This is a genomic window from Kribbella solani, from assembly GCF_014205295.1.
In the GTDB taxonomy this organism is placed as follows: domain Bacteria; phylum Actinomycetota; class Actinomycetes; order Propionibacteriales; family Kribbellaceae; genus Kribbella; species Kribbella solani.
On the sequence record NZ_JACHNF010000001.1, the window covers coordinates 3,214,351 to 3,235,398 of the forward strand.

Below are 21,048 nucleotides of genomic sequence, written 5' to 3' on the forward strand. Positions count from 1 at the left end.
AGTTTAGTCCCGGACCACGTCAGCCCGAGCCGCGTTCAGTCCTGGGCCGCGTTCAGTCCTGGGCCCTGTTCAGTTCTGGATTGCTTTGACGATGGCGATGTTGCGGGTGAGCCAGTCTTGCGGAAGGGACTCGTCGGTGCCGGCGTCCTCCAGCGTCCAGAGCACGTTCAGCATCTGCCGGACGATCACCCAGTCGCGGGCCCGGTCCTCGTCGAAGCCGGCCGCGTCGACCGTGGTCCAGAACCGCTGCCGGACCACGAACCGTAGATCGTGCGCGGCCGTCATCTCGTCCCAGCGGTTCCAGATCAGGGGTGCGACCTCGAAGTGCGGGTCGCCGGACAGCGGTTTCGGGTCGATCACCAGCCACGGCTCGCGTTCGGCGGCCAGCATGTTCTCGTAGTGCAGGTCGGTGTGGATCAGCCGTCCGTCGGTCGCCGGATCGGCGATGAAGTCCTCGGACAAGGAGATCGCCTGTTCCACATACCGATGCGGCACCGGCGCCGAGGCAGGCAGTTTGCGGAACCGTTCGACCCAGCGCTGCAGCTCCCCCGACAGCGTACGGAACTGGGGACCCGCCTCGACATGCAACCGCTTGTAGGTCGCGCCAACGAGCTCGCAAGCGTCCAGGGCGTCGATCGTGGTCAGGTCCCGCGACTCCAAACGCTCCAGCAGCAGCGCGAACCGCCGCGGGTCCGCACGTAACAGCTGCACCGCACCGTTGCCGCCCCACATCCGCAGAGCAAGATGTTCGGTCTCGGCTTCCCAGTGCGGGAACTGCACCTTCAGTACGGCGCGCTGCCCATCGCCCGTCAGCACCGGTACGACCAGTGCACAGTTCCCGTACGCCGGTGAGCCGTCGACGCGCAACTCCCACTCGCCGAGCAGATCGCGCGTCAGGCGGGGCAGCCGCTCGATCCAGTCCGCCCAGTCCGGCCCGCGCGATGCCACGACAAGCAGCCCGGCCGGCACCTCAACCGGTCCACCGTCGGCCGGCACTACTTCTTGCCTGCCTTCTCCCCGGTGTCCGAGGTGCGGAGCGCGGCGATGAAGGCCTCCTGCGGGACCTCCACCCGGCCGACCATCTTCATCCGCTTCTTGCCTTCCTTCTGCTTCTCCAGCAGCTTCCGCTTCCGGGTGATGTCACCGCCGTAGCACTTGGCCAGGACGTCCTTGCGGATCGCGCGGATGGTCTCGCGGGCGATCACCCGGGACCCGATCGCGGCCTGGATCGGCACCTCGAACTGCTGCCGCGGGATCAGTTCCTTCAGCTTGCCGGCCAGCGCCACCCCGTACCCGTACGCGCTGTCGCGGTGCACGATCGCGGAGAACGCGTCCACCGTCTCGCCATGCAGCAGGATGTCGACCTTGACCAGCTGCGCCGCCTGCTCGCCGGTGGGCTCGTAGTCGAGCGACGCGTACCCCTTGGTCTTCGACTTGAGCTGGTCGAAGAAGTCGAACACGATCTCGGCCAGCGGCAGCGTGTACCGCAGCTCGACACGGTCCTCGGACAGGTAGTCCATGCCCTGCAGCTGACCGCGTTTGGTCTGGCAGAGCTCCATGATCGCGCCGATGTAGTCGCTCGGGCTCAGAATCGTCGCCTTCACGATCGGCTCGAACACCTCGTCGACCTTGCCGTCCGGGAACTCGCTCGGGTTGGTGACGACATGCTCGGTGCCGTCCTCCATCACCAGCCGGTACACCACGTTCGGCGCGGTCGAGATCAGGTCCAGGTTGAACTCGCGCTCGAGCCGCTCGCGGACGATCTCCATGTGCAGCAGCCCGAGGAAGCCACAACGGAAGCCGAAGCCGAGCGCGCCAGAGGTCTCCGGCTCGTACTGCAGGGCGGCGTCGTTGAGCTGCAGCTTGTCCAGTGCGTCGCGCAGCGTCGGGTAGTCGTCGCCGTCGATCGGGTACAGACCGGCGTACACCATCGGCTGCGGGTGCTTGTAGCCGCCGAGCGCCTCGGTCGCGCCGTGCACGTTGGAGGTAACGGTGTCACCGACCCGCGACTGCCGGACGTCCTTCACGCCGGTGATCAGGTAGCCGACCTCGCCGACGCTGATGCTCGGCGTCTTGCTCGGCTCCGGCGAGATCACGCCGACCTCGAGCATCTCGTGGACGGCACCGGTCGACATCATCTTGATCCGGTCCCGGTGGGTCAGCTCGCCGTCGACCACTCGCACGTACGTGACCACGCCCCGGTAGGTGTCGTACACCGAGTCGAAGATCAGCGCCCGCGGCGGCGCGTCCTTGACGCCCTTCGGCGGCTCGATCTGCGCGACGATCTCGCTCAGCAGCTCCTCGACGCCCGCACCCGTCTTCGCGGACACCCGGAGCACGTCGGACGGGCTGCAGCCGATGATGTTCGCGAGCTCCTCGGAGTACTTCTCCGGCTGTGCGCTCGGCAGGTCGATCTTGTTCAGCACCGGAACGATGTGCAGGTCGGCACTGAGCGCCAGGTACAGGTTGGCGAGCGTCTGCGCCTCGATCCCCTGCGCGGCGTCGACCAGCAGCACGGCGCCCTCGCACGCCTCCAGCGACCGCGACACCTCGTAGGTGAAGTCGACGTGGCCGGGCGTGTCGATCATGTTCAGGATGTACGTGGTGCCGTCCGGGGCGAGCAGGCCTCCCGGCGTGTCGGGACCGGGCGTGAACGGGAGCCGGACCGCCTGCGACTTGATCGTGATGCCGCGCTCACGCTCGATGTCCATCCGGTCCAGGTACTGCGCCCGCATCGAGCGGTCGTCGACCACCCCGGTGATCTGCAGCATCCGGTCGGCCAGCGTCGACTTGCCGTGGTCGATGTGGGCGATGATGCAGAAGTTCCGGATCAGCGACGGGTCGGTACGACCCGGCTGCGGCACGTTCGTGGGAACAGCGGGCACGGAGGGGATCCAGTTCGTCTCGGGTGATATCCGGTCAATCATCCCATGCGGGTCCAGCGGATTCGAAAATCAGTGGCGCCGGGCCGCTAGCGTGGTTTGGCATGGCGCATGCTGCTGGGGTCCGGTTGCCGTACGAGAAGCTGCCCGCTGCCCTCCGGGCGTGGGTGGAGCGCGTACTCGGCGCTGCCGTGATCTCCGCCACCACCCAGCAGGGCGGCTTCTCCCCCGGCGTGGCCGCCCGCCTGGTGACCACCAGCGGCCGCCGTGCCTTCGTGAAGGCCGTCGGCGCTTCGCTCAACCCGAAGACGCCCGAGCTGTTCCGGCGCGAGATCACCGCGATGCGGGGCATCGGGCCGCTGCCGGTAGTACCTGTGCTCTACGACGTGTACGACGACGGCGACTGGGTCGGGATGCTCTTCGAGGACATCGACGGCCGACTGCCCGCGCACCCGTGGGTACAGTCCGAGGCTGACCGGGTCCTGGAGGCGGTAGCGGAGCTGACCGACGCCCTGGACCCGTCGCCCTGGCCGGATGCACCTGTGGTCGCGGTGCGGAGCCGTGAGTTCCTGAGCCGGTGGGAGAACGTGCTGGCCGACCAGCTCGCCGTACCCGACTGGATGGCCGGCCGGGTGGAGGAGTTCGTGGCTCTGGCGCGTACTGGGCTCCAGGCGCAGGCGGAGGGCAAGGCGCTGGCGCACTACGACCTGCGCGCGGACAACGTCATCCTGACCGACGACCGGGTGGTGTTCATCGACTGGGCGCACCCAGGACTGGCCGCGCGCTGGACGGACACGGTGATCCTGCACGCGGACATGCGCGAGTCGGTCACCCTGCCGGAGCTACCGGGTGACGAGGCGATCACAGGCTTCATCGCGGCGATCGCCGGCGGTCTGTGGTGGGGCTCCGCTCAGCCTGCGCCACCCGGTCTGCCGACCATCCGTACGTGGCAGCGCCAGTCTGCTCTGACTCATCTGGACTGGGTCCGCGAGAGACTGTCCTGACCAGAACGCAGCATTCCCGGCGGACAGACGTCTCTAAGGGTGTGACGAATCTAGTGGTGAGTATCGAGCGTCCTCACCGGGTAGAGGCCGCCGACGAGGCACGGGATGCCGTCTCGGCGCTCTACGGCCGGGAGTGGCGCGGTCTCGTGCGCCTGGCCGTTCTGGTGATCGACGACAGACAGACAGCCGAGGACATAGTCCAGGAGGCGTTCGCGCAGCTGTACCGGCGCTGGCCACTGAAGGACTCCGACAAGGCGCTCGGGTACCTCCGCACGACCGTGCTCAACGGGAGCCGGTCCACGCTCCGGCGCCGCCGAGTGGCCCGCCTCTACACTCCCCCGCACCAGGCACCACACGACTCCGCGGAGAGCTCCGCGGTGCTCGGGGAAGAACGCCTCCAGGTACGCCAGGCGCTTCAGGCACTGCCCACCCGGTCCCGTGAAGTACTCGTGCTGCGCTACTACCTCGATCTCCCGTTCGAGGAGATCGCCGACATCCTCGGCATCAGTGCATCCACCGCCAGAGCGACCGGTTCGCGCGGTCTCGCGGCTCTGACCAAGAAACTCGAGGAACACCGATGAACGACACCGAGACCCGCCTGCGCGACTACCTGAACGCCAAGGCCGGCACCGTACCGGAGTCCGCCCACGGCCCGGGCCTGGCGGAGCCGACCCGTTCCCGGCACTTGCCAGTACTGCTCTCCGCGGCCGCCGTGGTACTCGTGGTCGGTCTCGCGGCGACCTTGCTCAACCACGTCGGCTCAGGCGGCGCCGAACCGGCGGGAAAGCCGCCCGTCAACCCCTACGGGCCGCCTGGGGCACTGACGTCGGACCTGCCGCGCGTGCCGTACAAGGTCATCAACAAGAACTCGAGCACACTGCTCGACGGCGCCCAGGCCGTCCGGCTGCCGGCCGGCGTCGACACCGTCTTCAGCCGGCGCGTCGAGGGCGGTTGGCTGGCAGACCAGTCGGACGAACCCGGCGACTACAAGTCCGGTGTACTGCTCGCGAACGGAACGTTCCGGCAGGTCGGACCGGAGCTCACCGACATGCCGGTCCTGTCACCGGACCGCACCCAGGTCGCCATGGCCCGCTATGTCAAGGGCGCGAACCAGGGCCAGATCCTGGTGGTGGATCTGGCCACCGGCCGCGAGATCGCACACACGCCCCTCGGGAGCGCCCCGCTGGTGCGCGGCTGGAACAAGGACGGTGTCTGGTTCACGAGCGGCGAGCACGACAGCCCGCCGACCGTCGGCAGCATCCACGTCTGGCAGCCGGGAGATGGCAAGCCGAAGACCGTGGATGTCCCGGGCTACTCCGGCACTCTGGACGTTCCCACCGAGCCGGGCAACGTCGTCATCACCACCGGCACCATGGGCCACGAGTGCATGCTGGCGGGCAGTCTCGATGACGGCAAGTTCGTTCAGCAGCGGAAGTTCTGCTCCACGTCGAAGGGGGCGGTCTACCCGGTCCTGGCACCGGACGGCAAGACAATGCTGGACACCGCCGCGAACCAGGCGGTCAACGTCAGTACCGGCAAGACGGTCCAGTTCCAGTTGCCCGACCCGATCCAGACCTGGCCGGAGCCGGTCTTCGAAGACTCGGCCAACGTGCTCGTGAAGACCGAACGGCAGCCCAAGAACAATCGCGGCAACGGCATCGAGCAACTGTTCCGCTGTGACGTCACCAGTGGCGCCTGCAAGCTGGTGATGAAGGAGGCGAGCAACGTGCGGCTCAGCATGCCCTGACCAACGCACATCGGCAGCAAATCGGCTCAGCACGGGTGATCCGTGCTGAGCCGATGTCGTTCAGGTAAGAGTCAGCTGTCGACTCGGACGATGGTGGAACCAGAGCCGTCGGCTCCGTCGGTGAAGTGCAGCTGGCCCAGGTAGCGCGTACCTGCTGTCAGACCGGACCAGTTGGCGGTCACCGTGACCTGTCCGGCGACCTGCACCGGCTGGCTGGCCGGTGAGGCAGTCAGGTTGCCTTGCGCGTTCTGGATCTGCCAATGGTTCAGTTTGACTTGTTGCTGGCTCGCACCGGCGTACAGGTCGACGTACACATCCACCTGACCACCTGCGGGTTGCGGCAGGTTCACCTCTTCCTCAGCGGAGCCACCGGTGCTGCTGCCGAGCAGAGTGTTCGTACCGGCCTTGTAGACGAACACATCCAGGTCAGTACCGGCCGGGTAGTCCGCGTCGAACGTGGAGAAGCGCGCGTACGTCGTACCGGCCGGGACGTTCACCGTGAACTTCGCGACGTGGTCGTTGGCCTTCGGGCTCGCGGTCGGGAACGCGACGCCGCCCGGGTTCTTCAGCGCGGCTTCGCCGACAGTCGCCGGGTTCAGCCCCAGTGCGGAGGTGTTGAGCGTACCGGCGTATCCAGCGGTGACCGGCACCTGCACCGAGCCGCTCGTACCCGTTCCGTTGACCTGGACCGGAGCCTTCACCGTCAGCGGCTTGATCGCCAACGTGCTGGCGACGGTGTGCTTCGCCGACTTCCACACCAGCCGGCCGAACGAGTACTGCTCCAGCGGGGCGCCGTTGTTCTCGACCGTCACCTTGTACGTGGTGGTGCGGCCGGGCATCGTGATCAGGAGCTTCGGCGTCACGGTGACCTTCAGACCCTTCAGGCCTTCCACCTTCGGGAAGTACACCTCCGGGGTCCTGCCCACGTTCGTCACGGTCCGGGTCACGGTCTGCTTGCCGGCCAGGTCACCGATCGCGATCGTCGGGTAGTTGAGGTCACTCAGGTCGATCTTCCCGTTGGCACACAGCTCATGCGTACTCGGCACCTGCCCCGAACCACAGACGAACTTGGTCCAGTCGGTGTACGTCGAGTCGTACACGAGTCCCGGGTCCATCCCGTACTTCGGCTGGACCTGACCGGCGCCGTACCCGAACGGTGTGGCCGGCGAACCGGAGTCATTCTGGATCGGCTTGCCGCTGGTGTCCTTGTCGGTGGCGGTCGTCATCAGCGCGGACTTGATCGCCATCGGGGACCAAGTCGGGTGCTTGCTCTTCAGTACGGCGGCGATTCCGGCGATGTGCGGCGTCGACATCGACGTACCGCTCATGAACGCGTACTCACCACCGGCGGCGCTGAACGCGGTCGTCGCGGCCAGCACGTTCGTACCCGGCGCCATGATGTCCGGCTTGAGCAGGTCCCCGTTGCCGGCCGGGGACGGGCCGCGGCTGGAAGAGCTCGCCACCTTCGGAGCAGTGACCCGGACCGGCGTACCCGGGCTGATCGTGGCCGTCGGGTTCGCGGTGCCGCCGACGTACGCCTTGACCTCCGGAGCCTTCGTGTCGTCCAGGTGCACGGTCGGGACCGAGTGCAGGTCGCTGTCCAGCGTGCCCGGCGTGATGTTCAGCAGGATCATGCCGACACCGCCCGCGTTCTTCACCTGCAGGCTCTTGTCGACGCGCGCGTTCACCCCGCGGTCGCAGACCACGATCTTTCCCGTGACCTTCGCCGGATCCAGCAGGCCCGCCTGGCAGAGCTCCAGGTTGGCCGGGTCGGCACCGGCAAGGCCGGCGTCCTTCGCGAGGATCACCGGCGCCTGCGGCGTACCGGAACCGACACCTGCGCCGACGTACGACTTGCCGTTGCCCAGCGTCACCGTGGTCTGTACGTCACGGTCATGGGTGCCGTTGGCAACCGACATCACCCACGGGTACGTCTTGCCGACGGTCGCGTCACCGGGACCGGTGTTACCGGCGCTGGTCGCTACGAACACACCCGCCTTGGCCGCGCGCATGAAAGCGAGACCCGTCGCGTTCACGTACGTCGAGCCGCTGCCGGAGATCGAGTAGTTGATCACGTCGACGCCGTCCGACACCGCGGCGTCGATCGCGGCGACGATGTCGGCATCCGTACCGCTGCCGCCGCCGCTCGCGTCAACTGCCCACAGCGCCTTGTAGATCGCCAGCCGGGCGTGCGGCGCCATCCCGGAGCCCTTGCCGTAGTCACGACCCATCACGGTCATGTCGACGCCGTAGTTGCCGGCCGCCGTACTCGCGGTGTGCGTACCGTGGCCGCCGTAGTCACGCGGCGACCTGAACTCCTCGGGGATCGGACGGTTGCCGATGCCCTTGTCGAAGTACCGCGCGCCGATGACCTTGTTGTTGCAGGTCACGGGCGCTTCTTCACCGGCCTGGCAGGTGCCCTTCCACTTCTTCGCCACCAGCGCATCGGACTGCTTACTGGTCTTGATCGGCGCGAAGCTCGGCCGCTCCGGTACGTACCCGGAGTCGATCATGCCGATGATCACGCCGTCACCGGCCTTGTCGACACCACCCGCCTGCTGCCAGGTGCCGCCCTTGCCGGACATGCCGAGGAAGCGCGGCGTGTCGACGGTGTCGGCGTGCTCGATCTCGTTCGGCTCGACGCTCTTCACACCCGACGACTTGGCCAGCTTCACCGCGTCGTCGTACGACATCTCGGCCGAGAAACCGGCGTACGTGTAGCTGTAGTCGTACAGCTTCTTCACGCCCGGGACCTTGGACAGCACCTGGTCACGCTCACCGGCGAGGTGCTTCACGTAGTCGACGACCGGCGCGGCGGTCTTCAGCAGCTTGCCGCCCGGCAGCACCTTCGTGGCCGCCAGACCGGCGATGTCACCGTCGTACTCCGCCACCGGGGAGTCGTCGAGCTGCACGATGTACGAGCCGGTCCCCGAGCGCTTCACCTCGGGGTCGGCCGCCGGCGGCGGGGATGTCTGGCTGGCACTGGCGGCGTTCACCAGCACCGGTACGCCGGCCATGGCGGCGATCAGCGCGGAGGCGACCACGATCGCCTGACGTTTGCGGGACACGGAGTTCCTCCAGGGCTTGGACGGAGCGATGGTGGAGCTGGGGTTCGCTTTCCTGCGCCGGCAGGTGACCGGCGTCACGGGGCCCCGAGTATGCCGTCACGGCGGCGCGGATGTCACGCTCAGCAGACCAGGCGACCGCCGACAGCAAGGGAAAACCCGATGCCCGACCTGACCGAGTCCATCACAGTGCACTCGACCGCTGACGCACTGTATCGATTGGTCAGCGATCTCCCCCGAATGCACGAATGGAGCCCCGAATGCACCCACGTCACCTGGTCCTCCAGGCCACCCGGGTCGAGCGGGTCCGCCGAGTCGGCAGGGTCGCGCGATTCAGCCGGGTCGGGCGGGTCGGCTGGGTCGGGCGGTTCAGCCGGGTCGGGCGGTTCGGGCGGTTCGGGCGGGTTGCACGGCGTTTCCGGGTCAGCCGGGCTCTCCCAGGCTGGCGGGGCAGGCGGCGCCTCCGGGTCAGTAAGCTCGTCCGGAACGGGCGGGGCTTCCGGGTCAGCCGGGGCGTCCGGGGCGGGTGGTGCTCTGGTGGTGGGGCCGGTGCCGGGAACTCGGTTCGTGGGGCACAACCGGGTGGGGATGGTCCGGTGGTTCACTTTCGGCAAGGTGGTGGAGGCCGACCCGGGGCACCGCTTCAGCTTCGACATCACCTTCGGCCCGATCCCGATCTCCCGCTGGGACTACCGGTTCACCGACACCGAATCCGGCTGCCACCTCACCGAATCCTGGACCGACCACCGCCCCCGCGTACTCAAACTCCTCTTCCGCCCGATCTTCGGCAACCGCACCCCACGCAACGCCGACGGCATCCACACCACCCTCCTCCGCCTCAAATCCACCGCCGAAGCCCCGACCACCAACTGACCCGCACCCACAGCCGTACGCCCCAACCCGAACTGAGTTTGAAGCTCGCCCCCAACTGTCCCCCGCACCCCGAGCCGGAGCGAGTCGCCGCCCGGACGGCCTGCCCCTTACACCCCTCAGCCGGAGTGAGCTTGGCGCTCGGGCCGCCTGTCCCCCAACACCCCCAACTCGGAGTGAGCTTGGAGCTCGGGCCGGTGTCCCCCAGCACCCCCGGCTCGGTGTGAGCTTGGAGCTCGGACCGGCTGTCCCCAGCACCCCCGCTCGGAGTGAGTTTGGAGCTCGGGCCGGGTGTTGGTAATCTGGTCCTTCGCGCGCCCACGGATGGTGCTTTGCCGTGCGCCGCAACACCTTCCGTATTGACCGCATACTCCTGATCGAGGCACTGCTCCGTGGCGAACATCAAGTCCCAGATCAAGCGCAACCGCCAGAACGAGGCTGCGCGACTTCGCAACAAGTCGGTGAAGTCGACCCTCAAGACGGCTGTTCGGCGCTTCCACGAGGCCGTCGAAGCCGGCGAGGCCGACAAGGCCCAGGACACCGCCCGTAAGGCCGGCCGCCTGCTCGACAAGGCCGTCAGCAAGGGCGTCATCCACGCCAACCAGGCTGCCAACCGCAAGTCGGCGATCTTCAAGAAGGCCGCCGCGCTCTGATCCACCGGGGCTCCCACCCCGTAGGCGAACTCCACGATCGACCGGCCCCAGGGCTGGTCGATCGTTTTCGCATGCCCACGCACAACCGTCAACCGTCGCCCCGTAGGTCCCAGCTGAGCACAACAACATCCGCGAGACAGGCGACACCCGGCTCCCACCAGCCCACCCCTCACCTGTCTGAACGCAAGGCGAGCGGACACGGGCAGGGCGCAGTGTGCAGTCACCGGTAGCGGTCCAGCGGGCGCGGGCACCGACTGAGGTCAGCGGTCAGCTGACGCGGTCACCGGCCGCGGTTAGCGGGTGCAGCTAGCGACTGGGGTCACCGGATGCGGTTGGCGGATACGGTCACCGGCCGCGCTCAGCAGGTGCGGTTAGCGGCCGCGGTCACCGGCCGCGCTCACCGGCTGCGGTTAGCGGGTGCGGTTAGCGGCGGCCGTGGGAGGCGGTTACTTTGAGGAGCATGCGTTCGAGGGCGTACCCGGCGTCGCCGGAGGCACCTTTGACATCGGCATCCGCCTGAGCAACTGCCTTGATCGCCGCAGCCAACCCACCCGGCGTCCAGCCACGCGACTGCTGCTTCAGTTGCTTGAGCTTCCACGGCGGCACCCCGACCTCACGGGCCAGATCCGCCTCCCGCATCCCGCTCGGCGCGCTCGAATACTTCGCCAGGCCGCGCAATCCACCAGCCATCGCACTCGTCACCAGCACCGGCGCGACACCACAGTCCAGCGCCCAGCGCAGTTGCTCCAACGCAGGCTCAGTACGCCCGGCGATCGCCGCGTCCGCGACCGCGAAACTCGTGACCTCCGCCCGGCCGCCGAAGTACTGCCCGATCAGCGCCGTCGTCACCGCCTGACCGCCCGAATCCGACACGAGCTGGGAACACGCGCCCGCCAGCGCCCGCAGATCGTGCCCGACCGCGTCGACCAGCGCCGACGCCGCCCCTTCGTCGACTGTCCCGCCGAGCAACCGGATCTCCCCCGCCACGAACTGCGGCAGCTCCCACGTCTTCGGCGCCGTCGCGACGACCTCGTTGACCGATGCCTTCCGCAACTTGTCGAGTACGCCCTTGCCCTTCTGTCCGCCGGAGTGCACGAGCACGACGAGTACGTCGTCCGACGACGCGCCCGCGTACTCGATCAGGTGCGGCGCCATCTCGGCCGGAAGGTTCTCCAGCGCCCGCAGCACCAGTACACGCTCGGTGGCGAACAACGACGGCCCGGTCAGCTCGGCGAACACCCCAACGTCCAGCGTCGCCGCGTCGACATCCGTCACCTCGACGTCGGAACTCGCCTTCGAAACCGCCGCGATCGCCGACCGAACAGCCCGATCCGCCAGAAACGACTCGGCCCCGGTCACCAGCAACACGTCACCAAGCTTCGGCGCAGAACCCCTACGAGCAGCCACCCACCCAGCATCCCACGCCACCCCGACATTCCCCGTATCCCCACTCCCCCAGCGCCGGAGGGTTGCCCCTTCCGGTGAAGGGTTGCCCCCTGGAGATTTGAGGGGGCAACCCTCCAGACGCGGGGATACCCCTTCAAACGGAGGGTTCGGCGGCCTGCCGCAGCCGGCTCCGCGTGGTACGCCCGCCGACGTATCCCGGTGTTCGCGGTGATCGCGGTGATCGCGCGAACGGCGGTTCCGGCCGGCTGGTGGGTGTAAAGGGGGTGCGTGGGGTTGGGTCGGGCAGGGAGGATGGGGGTATGGGTCAGTCTTCTGTTGCGGCACCGAATTCGCCGGCCAACCCGACCGCGCCGGTTGACGGGTTGATTGTTGTGGATATGCAGACCGCGTTCGTGTCCGGTGAGGGTGCGGTGCCGGGCGCGGATCGGTTGCTGGAACGGGTCGGGGAACTGCTGGATCGCGCGCGCGACGCCGGTGCGGTTGTCGTGCATCTTCAGAACGACGGTCCGGCGGGCACTGATGACGAACCAGACACGCCTGGGTGGGAGTTGTACCTGCCGGTGAAGTCCGGGCCGCGTGAGCACGTGATCCGGAAGCATCGGGACGACGGCTTTTACGCGACGTCGCTCGGCGAGATTCTGATCGCCGCCGGTGTACGGTCGTTGGCGATCTGCGGCGTGATGTCCGAGATGTGCGTACGCGCGACCTCCGAGACCGCGCTCGACCGCGGGTACCGGGTGGTGCTGCCGCACGACGCGCACGGGACATACGACGTGCCGGCTGTTCCGGGTGTCTCCGAGGTGATTCCGGCGCATGTCGTGTCCCGGGTTGCCGCCTGGTCTCTCGGCGATCAGCCCGAGAACACCGTACCGACCTCGGCGGTCACTTTCTCGTAGGGCTCATGGGCCTCCGTCGGATGAGCGCGAGGCGGTTGTCCGGGTTGGTGATGGTGAGGGCGCCAGACGTGCTCGTGACAGCGGTGCGAACTGCGTTGTGGGACAGAAGGTTCAGCGTCCTCGGCGCCGGGTGACCGTAATCGTTGTTGCGGCCTGCGGAGATCACGGCGAGGCGCGGGTTGACGGCGTTGATGAAAGCCGGGTCCTGTTGCGCTGAGCCGTGATGTGGGACCTTCAAGATGTCGGCTCGTAGATCCGCACCGGAAGCGAGGATGGCGCGCTGGGATTCCGGCTCCAGATCGCCGGTGAGCAGGATGCGGAGACCGGACAGCTCGACCATCATCGCGATACTTGCGTTGTTCTCTGGTGAACCCTCGTCGCTCGATGTTGCTGACGAAGCACCGTCGGCCGGAAGCGCAGGTACGCGGGCCGGCCAGAGCGTCGTCCATTGCAGCGCGCCAACCTGCCGCACCTCGTGGAACGCGACCGAGCGTACGTCGACCTTGTGCTGCGCGGCCAGGTTGCGCACGCGCTCGTACTCGGCGCGCGGTGCAGCGTACGGCGTCACCTCGATCTCGTCGACGCGGCGCCCGTTGAGTACACCGGCAAGTCCGCCGACGTGATCGGCGTGGAAGTGGCTGAGCACCAGTACGGGGATGTGCTTGACGCCGAGATCGCGTAGGCATTTGTCCATCGCTGCCGGATCTGGACCGGTGTCGACGACAACGGCCGTACGGTCGCCGGCGCGGAGTACGAGGCCGTCCCCTTGACCGACGTCACAGACTACGAAGAGCCAGTCATTGGGCGGCCGGCTGAGCGAACCGACTGGGCGCAGGATGACGACCGCGAGGACGACAACGGCGACGATCATCGCGATCGGGCGGGCGAGAATTCGGTGCAGACCTAGCACGAGGGCCAGGCAGAGCACGGTAAGTACGGTGACGCCGAGCACGGTCGCGGGCCAGTCGCCGGATGCTCCTGGTAGATCAGCGCCTTCGTGAGCGATGAGGATGATCCAGCGCGCGGGCCAGCCGGCTGCCCATCCGGCTAGGTGGGCAAGGTCGTTGTTGAGGAGAGCTACGCCGGCCGCGACGAAGCCGAGGATCGTGGCCGGGCCGACTGCTGGTCCAGCCAACAAATTCGCGCCGACCGCGACCAGTGAGACCTGACCGGACAGCCAGGCAACGACCGGCGTACACGCAAGCTGCGCGGCGAGCGGGCAGGAGATCGCGTCGGCCAGCCACCCCGGAAGCCACTTCGCCAACGCGTCCCGCCAGATCGGACCGAGCAAGACGATTCCGGCGGTCGCGAGTACGGACAGAGCGAAACCAGCTGAACGGGCCAGCGAGGTGTCGAGCAGGAGCAACACGATCACGGCGACAGACAGGCTGCGTACGGCGCGGCGCCGCGTACCGCCGTTCGTCATCGCCGCCAACGCGATCAGGCCCATCGCGGCTGCACGCAGGACACTGGGTTGCGGTCGCGCTAGTACGACGAACGCCACAACCGTTAGTACGCCAACGATGGTGAGGCCGCGGGCTCGTACTCCAATCAATCGTGCCAGCGGTAGGAGGAAGGCGAGTAGCAGGGTGAGGTTGGTGCCCGACACCGCGGAGAGATGCGTCAGGCCGGTTGTCTGGAAGTCGGCGTTGAGGTCGGTGGACACGGCGGATACGTCGCCCATGACCAGGGCTGGGACCAGGCCGCGGACGTCTTCGGGTTGACCGGAGACAGCTTCCCGGAGGCCGGCGCGGACATGTTCGGCGGCGCGGAGCCACCACGGCGGTTCGTCAATGGGGCGTGGCGGTGAGCGGACGGAGAGCATCGCGGCAACGTTCGAGCCGGCCTCGACCGGTTCGAGTCGACCGGTCGCCTCGACGTGCTGGCCGTACCTGACGGACTGCCATTTCACGCTGCCGATGACGAGCACCGGGGTGCGTACGCGAGTTGTGTGAGTGCGGGCGCGAACCTCCTCGATGGTTGCTTTCACCACTACGTACGGCGGGCGGCGAGCGGTTGTGCTTTGGCGAAGTGACGGGTCTCCTTCGATCTTCAGGCGGGTGGTGACGGTGGTAGAGCTGGCGGCTAGGTCGTGGACGGGGCCGGCGCGAAGGCTCGCGGACTGGAGCGCGGCGGCGATGGCTAGCGCGGTGATGACAACGAGGGTTCCTGCGGCTGTCCAGGCGGCGGTTGTGCGGCGGTTGGTCCAACGGGGGTGGCGTCGAGGATGGCGGGTGATTTGGCGGAGGAGGACGGCGAGGGCGGTGGCTAGCGTGAGGGCTGTGGTGGCGGCTAACGCTGCTGTCCGTGGGGGTTTGTCGAGCAGAAGAACGGCAGCCAGCCAACCGGCGCCGGCCGGAACAAGCAACCGAGCATCCAGCCGCTCCACCGCGGAGGTGTCAGAGGCAGGCGTGTCAGAGGCGGGCGGGTTAGAGGCGGGCGGGTCAGGGGCGGGTGGGTTAGAGGCGGACATGGGGTTTTAGGGTGGTGAACTTTTTGGGGCCTACGCCGGGGATGTCTTGGAGTTGGTCGATGGTGGTGAACGGGCCGTTCTGGGTTCGGTAGTCGAGGATTCGCTGGGCCAGGACTGGGCCTACGCCGGGGAGGGCGTCCAGTTGGTCGAGGGTGGCGGTGTTGAGGTTTATGACTGTGGTGTTTGCGGTGGATGCGGGGGTGGGGACGCCGGGTGCGGTGGTTGGCGGTGTCGGGGGTGGGGGTTGATTGGGTTGGCCAACGATGATTTGTTCGCCGTCGGTTACCGGGCGGGCGAGGTTGAGGGTGGTCAGGTCTACGGCGGGGAGGGGGCCGCCGGCCAGGGCGAGTACGTCGGCTACCCGAGAACCGGCGGGGGCGCGGATCAGGCCGGGGTGACGGACCTTTCCGGCTACGTGGACGACGACCTGGGGTTGGGATGTGGTGCCCGGGGTTGGTTGCTGGGTGGATGGGTTGGCGGGCTGATTGGGCTGCTGTTGGGTCGAGGCGTTCGCGGGTTGGGTCGGGTTGGTTATCTGGGCGGGGTTGGCTGGCTGGGTCGAGTTGGGCGGTTGGGTGGGGTTCGTCAGTTGGCTGGGGTTGCCTGGTTGGGCGGGGTTTCCTGGTTGAGCTGGGTTGGTGGATTGGGCGGGGTTACCTGGTTGGGCGACTGGAGTGCCGGCGGCGGCGGTCGTGGGGCGGGTTTCTGGGAGCGGCTCGGGGCGGGCTTGGAGGAAGTTCCACGCGGCCCAGGCGAGACCCGCCGCGAGGATGGCGGTCAGGACCAGGATGTGGCGCGGCGTCAGACTCCAGCGGGCGTTGCGGAGACGGGTACGCGTGAGTTGGTCGAGCGGTCGCGTGTCGGGATCCGAGGTGCTCGTAGGTGCGGAGCGGTCGGACGGCGGGTGGACGCCGGGGCGGGTGGGTGCCTGGGTAAAGGTGGGTTGGCCAGGTAGGCGGGTGTCGGGGGCGTTGAGGTGGTCGGGCGTGGTGGAGGGGTCGGGGTAGGTGGGCGCGGCGGCAGCGTCGTGGTGGTGGGTGGACGCGCTTGAGGTGTTGGGGTGGGGTGGGGGGTTTGAGGGGTGGGGTGGGGAGGGGGTGTTGGGGGTCCAGCCGCCTTGGATTTGTTCGTCGGGGTGGGGCTGGGGGGCTAGGCGGGCCAGGGCTTGGGCTCGGGTGGGTGGTTCGGGGGTGGGGGTGCGGCGGAAGGCCTTCACGACAGAGAAAGTACGAGCCTGTGGAGGAGGTTTGACTCGTAAGTTGTCGGCTGTGGAAAACCTCGCGGACCGCAGGAGGCCGGGCGGGCGCGCGCAGGCGAGTGCAGGCGCAGGTGCGGGCCCGGTGGTGCGGGTTGAGCTGGTGAGGGTTAGTGGGGGCTGATTACGACGGCTAGGAGGCCGGGGCCTACGTGGGCGCCTATTACGGCTCCTACTTCGCGGACGGCTATTTCGTCGGCTTTGGGGAGGCGGGTGGCGAGGTTGTCGGCGAGGGTTTGGGCCTTTTCCAGGTTGGAGAGGTGGTGGACGGCCAGTTGTCCGGGGGTGTCGCCGGCGCGTTGGACGGTGATGTCGGCGAGGCGGGCGATGGCTCGGCTGGAGGTGCGGACCTTTTCCAGCGGGACGATGCGGCCGCCGTTGATGGTCAGGAGGGGCTTGACGGCTAAGGCGGTGCCGAAGAGGGCCTGGGCGGCGCCGATGCGGCCGCCTCGGCGGAGGTACTCGAGGGTGTCTACGTAGAAGTACGTCGAGACGGTTTTCATTCGGGCGCGGGCGGCGGCCTCGACGGTTTCGGCGTCGGCGCCGGCGGCGGCCGCGGCTGCCGCGGCCAGGACCGGGAAGCCAAGGCCCATGCCGAGCGAGCGGGAGTCGACGACGCGGACCGGGATCGGGGAATCCTTGGCGCCGATCATGGCGGCCTCGAAAGTGCCGGACATGTCGCCGGAGAGGTGGATGGAGACCACGGCGGTGGCGCCGTTGGCGGCGCAGGTGGCGTACGTGTCGGCGAACGTCTGCGGCGCGGGGCGGCTGGTCGACACCGGGGTGAAGGTCTTGAGTGCTTCCGCGACCGCGTCGGCCGAGGTGGCGCCGTCGTCGTACGAGGTGCCGCCGATCACGACCTGGAGTGGGACGACGGTCAGGCGGTGCCGGAGTACCTCGTGCGTGGACAGGCCGGCCGTGGAGTCGGTGACGACGTGCACGCTGCCGGACATGATGCGAGGTTACCGGACGGTTTAGCGGTCAGTCTGTGCGTCGGAGCTGCCGCTGCTCGCGAGCTGCCACGACCCGGCGACTGCCGCAGCCCACGCCGCGGACTGCGCGAGGCTGGCGGACCGCAGGTGGCGAAGCAGCGTCGCAGGAGCGGTTCGTGAAGCGTGCGTGGCCGAGCGGTGCCCGAGCGGGTTGTGGAGCGTGAGGTAGTGGCGAGGTGAAGGCCTACCCCTCCGGGGCCTTCACCTCGCCTTGGGTGGTTCGGGCCGGGCTAGCGGCGTCCCCTGTGCGTCGGTAGCCCGGCTGGTTCGGCTGACTCCCCCTGGTTGTCAGCTGACGTAGGTGGGGCCTCGGCGAGCTACTCCCCGAATCCGGTCCGCTTGGGACCGGCCTGACCGCGAGCTCGTCGAGGTCCCCGGGAGGTTCCAGCGGCCGGCCCGCCGGTGGGTGACCAAACCCACCGGTCCTCGCGCCGGCCGGGTCGTGACACTCGTCCCCTGTGTCGTGTGCCTGACCCGGTGCTGGAACCCCGCCCCGGAAGCGGTGCCCTGACGGCGCACGGCGTCCGGTACAGGCAGGACAGATCCGCACTCCGCAGCACTCCGGAGCTCTCGGCAGCCGCTCGGCGCCCCCACCAACCAGCCGCCGGATGCCCTCCGCGTCGCCTCCCCCGCGCTCGTCGGCAGGTCAGCGATGTGCCATGGCCTCTTCACGGTCCACCGCCCCTTCGCTGCCGGTACCGCCCGGTGTCGGTCTCTGCTTCGTGGAACCTGCCCTACGGCTGTAATTCTTGGTCCGGCAGCCAGGTCAGGACGAGGCAGAACAACCGGCAGTTACCCGGCAGCTTCGGGAGATCGGCGTCAGGAAAGCGCGACGAGTACGTCGTTCGCCAGCCGCTGTACGGCAGCCGCCGGATCCGTCTCCGGCCAGCCATCAGCCATGGATGCGCGCTCGCACGACTCCTGCAGCACTGCCCAGGCCGTCGGCAGCATCGGCGGGTCCATGGTCCGCTGCCACGCCAGCAGCTGCCCGCACAGCCGGTCCGCCGGTTCAGTACGCCCCAGTGCGTGCAGCACCGCGACAGCCTCGGGCAGTACCTCCAGCAGGTAGACGACCCGCCCTTCGAGCAGCAGGCGGTTCACCGCGTCGCGTACGGCGATCCGCGCCTGCTCTGTTTCACCGGCTGCCCGTGCGAGCCGGGAGCGGTACAGCATCACGAGATAGTCGAAGTACCCACGATGCCCGCGAATGTCCGCGTCGGCCTGGTCGAGCAGCGCCTGCGCCTCGTCGTACTGTCCGGCGTGGAACTCCACCATCGCCAGGCAGCCGGCCACCTTCGTACGCTCCGGATCGTCCGATGCCTGGCTGTCTCGCGCTAGCACGGCCCAGTGCCGGGCGCCGTCTACGTCACCTAGTTCGAGGTCGACGCGGCTGAGTGCCATGTACGCGATCTCGTCGGCGTACACGCCCGGATTGACCAGTGCGGCCTCCCACGCGAGCAGGAGCTCCTTTGCCTCCACCAGACGACCCCACCGAAGCAGCGCGAGACCACAGGTCGCCTGTACGGTCGCAGACCGCTGTACGTCGCCATGCTTGCGTGCGTCGTCCACCAGCGCCGGTACCTCGGCCAGGCTCTGTGTATCGAGCAGATGCGACCCGGACGACACCCAACCGCCACGAGCGACCAGACCCATTTCGGTCTCGCCAGGAATCCGGGTCCGGGCTTCCTCGTAGTGCCGGCGAGCACCACGGATGTCACCGGTCAGACTGGACAGCCGTCCCGCGATCGCCAGCAGTCGCCCGCTGGTCTCCTTGTCCGACACGTTGTCAGCGCACAGCGTCGCCCACCGGATGCCGCTCTCGGCCACACTCGCCTGGTACTGCCACGCGATCCGGAACCCAAGCACAATCCGCGCGGCGGTGTCCCACTCCCCCTGCTCAGCCGACCGCTCCAGCGCCACCTCGAACAGCGCGGAGTTCGCATGCGCGGCCCGGTACCGCCGGTCGCGGTCCGGTGCCGACCAGGCCCCGTCCAGCCCGGACACGTACGTGGAGCACCACGCCACCGCCCGGTCCCTGAACTCAGTGCGGTCGTCCCCCTGCGAGGACAGCCCGGCGTACGCGTGTTCCCTGATCGTCTCCAGCAGCTTGTACCGCGCTCCGTACAACTGCTCGAACTCATGTACCGGCTGGAGCAGTGACTTCTCCACCAGCTCGGACAGCAGCATCGGTACGTCGATCCCGTCGATCGGCGTACCCGTACACACGCCGGCCACCGCTTCGAGAGTGAAGGGCGACCCGAGCACCGAAGCGCGGTAGAGCAGTTGTCGCGCCGGATCGGACAATGCGTCCACACTCCACGCGATCGTGTCCGCCAGCGTGCGCTGATGCGGCGCACCGAAACGCCGTGGACCAGACAGCAACCGGAACCGGTCGTCCAGCGCGGCGAGGATCGTTTCGACCGACAGCGATCCAGCTCGCGCGGCAGCAAGCTCCAGCGCGAGCGGCAGGCCGTCAAGGCGACGGCACAGCCTCGCCACGGTCGGTGCGTTCTCCGGAGTCAGCACGAAGCCAGGACGGACCCGTGCGACCCGCCGTGTGAACATCTCCACGGCTGGACTAGCGGCGATGTCCTCGAAGTTCTCGTCATTGCCGGGTACGCCGAGCACCTGGACCCGCCGCACCACTTCGTCGGGTAGACCGAGCGGGATGCGGGACGTGACCAGTACGCCAACGCCCGGGAAGCTACGGACCATCCGGTTGGCGACTGTGGCCACCCCGTCGAGTACGTGCTCGGCGTTGTCTTCCACAATGACCAGATCGCCCGGCTGGCGACCGGACAGTACGTCGTCGAGGTCAGACGTGCCAGGGGCAGTCCCGAAGGCGTCGAGGATGGCTGACGGTACTGCGGCGTCCCGCTGGACAGTGGTGAGGTCGACAACCACAACTGTGGTGTCGGCGCCTGAGAACCGGTCAGCCGCGGCTAGTGCCAGTTCGGTCTTGCCTACTCCACCTGGACCGACCAGCGTGACCAGCCGGTTCTGCCGGAGCAGTCCCTCGAGCTCGAACAGCTCCTGTTCGCGCCCGACCAGTCCGTCCGGGATCGGTCGCGTACCGCGCCAGCGCAGCCCGGTCGGCGCCGCATCGGCGACCGAAACAACAGGCGGCGACACGGGGCGTACGACCGGACGCACAGTGCCGTGACCGGCTGCAGCGAGGAAATGGTCCGTGTCGCCGTCCCGCAGGCCTAATGCGGCCGCCAGCAACCGGACGGACTCCTTCCGCGGCCGAGCCACCCGCCCGGCCTCCATCTCCCGGATCGAGCGCACACTCAGCCCGGCCCGGTCCGCCAGCTCCTCCTGCGAGAGGCCGGTCTGGACCCTCAAGTCGAGCAACAGATCGGCGAACCCCCGCCGCCCATCCGCCCGGCCATCCGCGTCCGACACAGCCCGTCACCCCTCTGAAGGCCTCACGTTCCTGTCACAACATAACGTGACCGACGTGTCTTCGCGGGGGCGGACCGGCGCGGGAACCGCGGGCCGCCGCACCTGAATAGGCCGCGGAAAGGTGTTTCAAGCAGTTGCGCGAGCTGACGGAGATTCATTATCGGCCGGGTACAGAGAAAGCACCCCGGCCCAATCGTCCAGGCGCGCGCTGGTGTCGGCGCGGCCCGAGTCGGCATTCAGCAGGCTGCCGGCCGAAATTCCCCGGGTGGCGCGAACCAGCAGCTCAGTGGTGACGTCGCGCAGGGTGTCCAGGGCTGCCATGCGGACAATTCAAGCGGCATCGTGTTTCGTGAACGTAACGCGACCGGCAACATCACGATAAGTCACCAAAATACCTTT

Annotated in this window: 15 protein-coding genes; 6 read left to right on the top strand and 9 right to left on the bottom strand. The window is 68.1% G+C overall.

The window, feature by feature from the left end; all coding sequences use genetic code 11:
- Positions 1–69: 69 nt before the first annotated feature.
- Together HDA44_RS14365 and lepA are read right to left on the bottom strand one after the other, a co-directional pair.
- On the bottom strand, positions 70–996 hold the full coding sequence (locus HDA44_RS14365; protein ID WP_184834604.1) for an aminoglycoside phosphotransferase family protein: 927 nt from the start codon (positions 994–996) through the stop codon (positions 70–72).
- Positions 996–2,885: a translation elongation factor 4 gene (lepA, locus tag HDA44_RS14370; protein WP_184834606.1), complete on the bottom strand. Its 1,890-nt coding sequence runs from the start codon at positions 2,883–2,885 to the stop codon at positions 996–998. The genes HDA44_RS14365 and lepA overlap by 1 nt, the downstream gene beginning before the upstream one ends.
- A 101-nt stretch (positions 2,886–2,986) precedes the next feature.
- On the opposite strand from lepA, the gene HDA44_RS14375 reads away from it, so the two are divergent.
- Genes HDA44_RS14375 through HDA44_RS14385 form a run of 3 tightly spaced genes read left to right on the top strand, consistent with a single transcriptional unit; the run spans position 2,987 to position 5,633 of the window.
- Complete coding sequence (locus HDA44_RS14375; protein WP_184834608.1) at positions 2,987–3,886, top strand: aminoglycoside phosphotransferase family protein; 900 nt, start codon at positions 2,987–2,989, stop codon at positions 3,884–3,886.
- 41 nt (positions 3,887–3,927) lie between these two features.
- Positions 3,928–4,467, top strand: coding sequence for a SigE family RNA polymerase sigma factor (locus HDA44_RS14380; protein ID WP_337905992.1), 540 nt, complete (start codon positions 3,928–3,930; stop codon positions 4,465–4,467).
- On the top strand, positions 4,464–5,633 hold the full coding sequence (locus HDA44_RS14385; protein ID WP_184834610.1) for a TolB-like translocation protein: 1,170 nt from the start codon (positions 4,464–4,466) through the stop codon (positions 5,631–5,633). Before HDA44_RS14380 ends, HDA44_RS14385 begins: the two co-directional genes overlap by 4 nt.
- A 71-nt stretch (positions 5,634–5,704) precedes the next feature.
- Here HDA44_RS14385 and HDA44_RS14390 read toward each other — a convergent pair whose 3' ends face one another.
- Positions 5,705–8,701 carry a S8 family serine peptidase gene (locus HDA44_RS14390; RefSeq protein WP_337905993.1) on the bottom strand — a complete coding sequence of 999 codons (2,997 nt, stop codon included), beginning with the start codon at positions 8,699–8,701 and terminating at the stop codon, positions 5,705–5,707.
- Positions 8,702–9,247: 546 nt separating this feature from the next.
- Between HDA44_RS14390 and HDA44_RS14395 the strand changes: the two genes are divergently transcribed.
- Both HDA44_RS14395 and rpsT read left to right on the top strand, forming a co-directional pair.
- Positions 9,248–9,571: an SRPBCC family protein gene (locus tag HDA44_RS14395; RefSeq protein ID WP_184834612.1), complete on the top strand. Its 324-nt coding sequence runs from the start codon at positions 9,248–9,250 to the stop codon at positions 9,569–9,571.
- A 389-nt stretch (positions 9,572–9,960) separates the two neighbouring features.
- A complete protein-coding gene (gene rpsT / locus HDA44_RS14400) occupies positions 9,961–10,221 on the top strand; it encodes a 30S ribosomal protein S20 (RefSeq protein WP_184834614.1) in 261 nt (86 codons plus the stop codon).
- Positions 10,222–10,644: 423 nt separating this feature from the next.
- On the opposite strand, the gene holA is transcribed toward rpsT, so the two are convergent.
- On the bottom strand, positions 10,645–11,628 hold the full coding sequence (holA, locus tag HDA44_RS14405) for a DNA polymerase III subunit delta (protein ID WP_184834616.1): 984 nt from the start codon (positions 11,626–11,628) through the stop codon (positions 10,645–10,647).
- Between the two features lie 299 nt (positions 11,629–11,927).
- Here holA and HDA44_RS14410 point away from each other — a divergent pair, with 299 nt between their 5' ends.
- Positions 11,928–12,524: an isochorismatase family protein gene (locus tag HDA44_RS14410; protein WP_184834618.1), complete on the top strand. Its 597-nt coding sequence runs from the start codon at positions 11,928–11,930 to the stop codon at positions 12,522–12,524.
- On the opposite strand, the gene HDA44_RS14415 is transcribed toward HDA44_RS14410, so the two are convergent.
- The 5 genes from HDA44_RS14415 to HDA44_RS14435 form a co-directional block, all read right to left on the bottom strand.
- Positions 12,511–14,913, bottom strand: coding sequence for a ComEC/Rec2 family competence protein (locus tag HDA44_RS14415; protein WP_337905995.1), 2,403 nt, complete (start codon positions 14,911–14,913; stop codon positions 12,511–12,513). The genes HDA44_RS14410 and HDA44_RS14415 overlap by 14 nt on opposite strands.
- A 70-nt stretch (positions 14,914–14,983) precedes the next feature.
- Positions 14,984–16,213: a ComEA family DNA-binding protein gene (locus HDA44_RS38525; RefSeq protein ID WP_337905997.1), complete on the bottom strand. Its 1,230-nt coding sequence runs from the start codon at positions 16,211–16,213 to the stop codon at positions 14,984–14,986.
- Positions 16,214–16,362: 149 nt separating this feature from the next.
- On the bottom strand, positions 16,363–17,205 hold the full coding sequence (locus tag HDA44_RS14425) for a DegV family protein (protein ID WP_184834622.1): 843 nt from the start codon (positions 17,203–17,205) through the stop codon (positions 16,363–16,365).
- Between the two features lie 858 nt (positions 17,206–18,063).
- Positions 18,064–20,649, bottom strand: coding sequence for a helix-turn-helix domain-containing protein (locus tag HDA44_RS14430; protein ID WP_184834624.1), 2,586 nt, complete (start codon positions 20,647–20,649; stop codon positions 18,064–18,066).
- Positions 20,650–20,775: 126 nt separating this feature from the next.
- Entirely contained in the window at positions 20,776–20,970 is a 195-nt protein-coding gene (locus tag HDA44_RS14435) for a hypothetical protein (RefSeq protein ID WP_184834626.1), read from the bottom strand.
- Positions 20,971–21,048 lie beyond the last annotated feature (78 nt).

Coding starts and splice junctions, on each gene's coding strand:
- HDA44_RS14375 (WP_184834608.1), top strand. CDS start 2,987: ATGGCGCATGCTGCTGGGGTCCGGTTGCCGTACGAGAAGCTGCCCGCT.
- HDA44_RS14385 (WP_184834610.1), top strand. CDS start 4,464: ATGAACGACACCGAGACCCGCCTGCGCGACTACCTGAACGCCAAGGCC.
- HDA44_RS14410 (WP_184834618.1), top strand. CDS start 11,928: ATGGGTCAGTCTTCTGTTGCGGCACCGAATTCGCCGGCCAACCCGACC.
- HDA44_RS14425 (WP_184834622.1), bottom strand. CDS start 17,205: ATGTCCGGCAGCGTGCACGTCGTCACCGACTCCACGGCCGGCCTGTCC.
- HDA44_RS14435 (WP_184834626.1), bottom strand. CDS start 20,970: ATGGCAGCCCTGGACACCCTGCGCGACGTCACCACTGAGCTGCTGGTT.